At 62.9% G+C, this 3,371-nt stretch carries 1 protein-coding gene; it reads right to left on the bottom strand.

Annotated elements, in window-relative coordinates; genetic code table 11:
- Window positions 1-277: 277 nt before the first annotated feature.
- A partial coding sequence (locus tag AC0AP0_RS10625) for an RCC1 domain-containing protein (RefSeq protein ID WP_490430436.1) occupies window positions 278-3,371 on the bottom strand: 3,094 nt, incomplete at its 5' end.

A 3,371-nucleotide genomic window follows, 5' to 3' on the forward strand; every position in this document is an offset into this window, starting at 1 on the left:
TCAAATGATGAAAATCCCAAGTTTTTCATCGACTGCGTGCCGGGCACATTCCCGGTAGCTAGACAAACGTTAGCATATAGGGTCGGGCCAAAACGGAAGCAACACCCGGATAAATCAAGTAAAAAATGTTATGTCAAATTCCGGATTGTAAGGCTTTCTGTCTAGGAAGGGGTAAAAAAGAGATGGGTGGCTCCGTTGTGTTGGGGGATTGGCGGGGCCACCCTGGTTGGCCGGGCCGTCTTGGGATGCGGCCTGGCTGCTTACTCGGGTGAAGATTCTAGACCTGCAGGGCGTAGGCTTCGCGCCGGTGGCGTCCGGCTGCGACGGCGCCGGCTGCGGCGAGCAGCCCGGCGGCGAACAGGAGGATCATGGTGCCATTGCCGCCCGTCAGGGGCAGGGTGCCTTCATAGGTGTAATCAAGTTGGGCTGGTGTCTGGGCGGCGCCGCCCAGGGTCCAGTCCACGACCACATCAGCCTGCCCAGGATTATGAGCAGGCGTGGTCAGGGTGACGGATCCGTCGGCATTCTGCTGCAGGGAGTCGACTGTCGCCTGGTCGAACTTGACGCCGGTGATCAGCAGCACCGAGTTGAACGCCACCAAGGTCGGGGTGCTGCTTTGCGTCAGACTCCCGTTGCCAAGCTGGCCATACCTGTTGTCTCCCCATGCGTACGTGTTGCCGTCCTGGCCGATGGCCATGGAATTGCTTGCTCCTGCGCTGATTCGTGCCGTTGCGAGCCCAGTGCCGGCGTTGCCCTGGCCTGCGGGCGGCGATACACGTGTGGGGGTGTACCTGTAGTCGGTGGTGTTGTCGCCCAGCTCGCCCTCGTAGTTGTACCCCCATGCCCAGGCTACGCCGCTCCGGTCGACGACCAAAGAGTAGACCCAACCGGCACTAATCTGCGCGACTTGGAATGGCTGGCTGGAGTTTGTGGGGTTTCCTACCTGTTTGGGCGTGGGACGGCTGGTTGTCGTGCCGTCCCCCAGCTGCCCCCAGCGGTTGTCGCCCCAGACCCAGGCTGTGCCGTCCTGGCCGATGGCCAGGGCGTGGAAGGCTCCGGCGCTGATCTGCGTGGCTTTGAAGGCCTTGCTGGCATCCTTGGGGTCGGGCACGCGTGCTGGGTCGGCAGCATATGTTTGGCTGTCGTCTCCCGTGGCTGTGCCGTTGCCGAGTTGCCCGTAGTTGTTGTATCCCCACGTGTATACGTTGCCGTCCGTGTCCAGGGCCATGATGAAGCCCCAATGAGCCCTGACCTGGGCCGCGTGCAGCCCCTGGCCGGAGCCGTTGGGGTCCTTGGCCAGGGTCGGCGTCAGCTTGGGCGTGCTATACACGGATATGTTTTTTCCTTCGCTGCCCCAGGTGTAGACGCGCCCATCCGGGCTGATGGCCGCCGAGTCGGAGGTGCCGGCGCTGATCTGGACGGCCTTGAAGGGCTGGCCGTCCGCGCTCTTGACGGGCATCGGACTGGGATGGGCATTTGCGTCCTGTCTGCCGTTGCCGAGCTGGCCGTGGTCGTTGGCCCCCCAGCTGTAGACGATACCGTCGCTGCCGATGGCCAGCACGTGGTTCCCGCCTGCCGCGACCTGTGTGTAGGTGAACCCGGAGGCCACGCCATCCGGCAGGGGGACTCTGGTCGGCGTCTTCTGCATGTCTGTCTTCTCTGGATCCTGGCCCAGCTGCCCGGACTGGTTGCTTCCCCATGCGTAGGCGTTCCCGTCGCTGGCCACCCCTATGGCTATGGAGAAGCCATATATTGGGTTGCCGACGCTTGTCTGGTTGAAGCGGATGCCGCGGCTCAGCTTGGGCGGGGTGATGGTGGTCTGCTGGCCGCCCATCGCGTTGCCCTTGCTTGGCCTGATCGACCAGCCGCCGGTGTCCGCGGGGCTCCAATGCGCGACCAGGGTGATGTCTCCGGTGACCGGCTGGCTGAAATCATACGCCACCTTGGAATCGCCCTTGGCATCCTTGAGGAACCAGCCGTCGAACAGGAAGCCGTCCTTGGCTGGGTCTGTGATTGGGCGTGTGGCCTGCTTGCCTATGGTGATCTGCTGCTGGCCTGGGGCCGGCTTGCCGCCGGCGCTGTCGAAGGTGACCGTGTGGGGGTTGATATAGGTGTAGTCCAGGTGCGCGTCGGGCTGCTGGCCGTTCCTGCTCCAGGAGACGGTCACGTCCGTCTTGCCTCCTGCATGCGGGGGCGTGATCACGCTCCAGGTGCCGCCCGTGTTTGCGGTCAGATTCGTGCCCGCTGTCCCGCCGAAGCTGACGCCGGTCGGCCTGGGAGACTCGGGGAAGGCGACCATGCCTGGCCGGTTGGCTGGCGTGGCGCTGGTGGGGGTGCGTGCCAGCTGGCCTTTGCTGTTGTCTCCCCAGCTGTAGAGGTTGCCGTCCGATCCCAAGCCCAGGGCATAGCCCCCTAAATAGCCGCCTTCGATTCTGACTTGGGTAATTGTGATGCCGGCCGGCATGGCCACTCTGCGTGGCGTACCGTCTTGCGTGCTGCTGGCGCTGCGTCCCAGCTGGCCTTTGCTGTTGTCTCCCCAGCTGTAGAGGTTGCCGTCCTTTCCCATGGCCAGGGAATTATCGCCACCTGCGATGACCTGGGTGAATCGTAGGACGCCTATAGGCGGATTCACTTTGCGGGGCGTACCGTCGTTCAACGCGTTGGTGAGGGCGCGTCCCAGCTGATCTAGGGAGTTGTCTCCCCAGCTGTAGAGGTTGCCGTCCGTTCCCATGGCCAGGGAATGATAGTATCCTGCGCTGATCTGGGTGAATTTCGTGCCGTCTGTCGGCATGGAACCTTTGCTCGGCGTGTTATGTTGATTGGAATCAGCACCGCCTATGCCCAGTTCCCCGGTACCGTTGTTTCCCCAGCTGTAGAGGTTGCCGTCCGAGCCCAGGGCCAGGGAATAACCAGTGCCTGCGCTGAACTGGGTGAAGCGGACGCCTGTCGGCGGGGTGACAATGCCTGGCCGGTTTTCTGGCGTTTGGTTGGTTTCTCGTCCCAGCGCCCCGGTACCGTTGTACCCCCAGCTGTAGAGGTTGCCGTCCGTTCCCATGGCCAGGGAATAATCGTTTCCTGCGCTGATCTGGGTGAATTTCGTGCCGTCTGCCGGCATGGACCCCTTGCTCGGCGTGCTATGCGGAGAATAATCAGTACTGCCGGTGCCGAGCTGGCCGGAGCTGTTGTTTCCCCAGCTGTAGAGGTTGCCGTCCGAGCCCAGGGCCAGGGAATAATCAGTGCCTGCGCTGAACTGGGTGAAGCGGACGCCTGTCGGCGGGGTGACAATGCCTGGCCGGTTTTCTGGCGTTTGGTTGGTTTCTCGTCCCAGCGCCCCGTTGGTTGTGTTTCCCCAGCTATAGAGGTTGCCGTCG

The organism is Bifidobacterium sp. POST2/T3 (B1), from assembly GCF_058197115.1.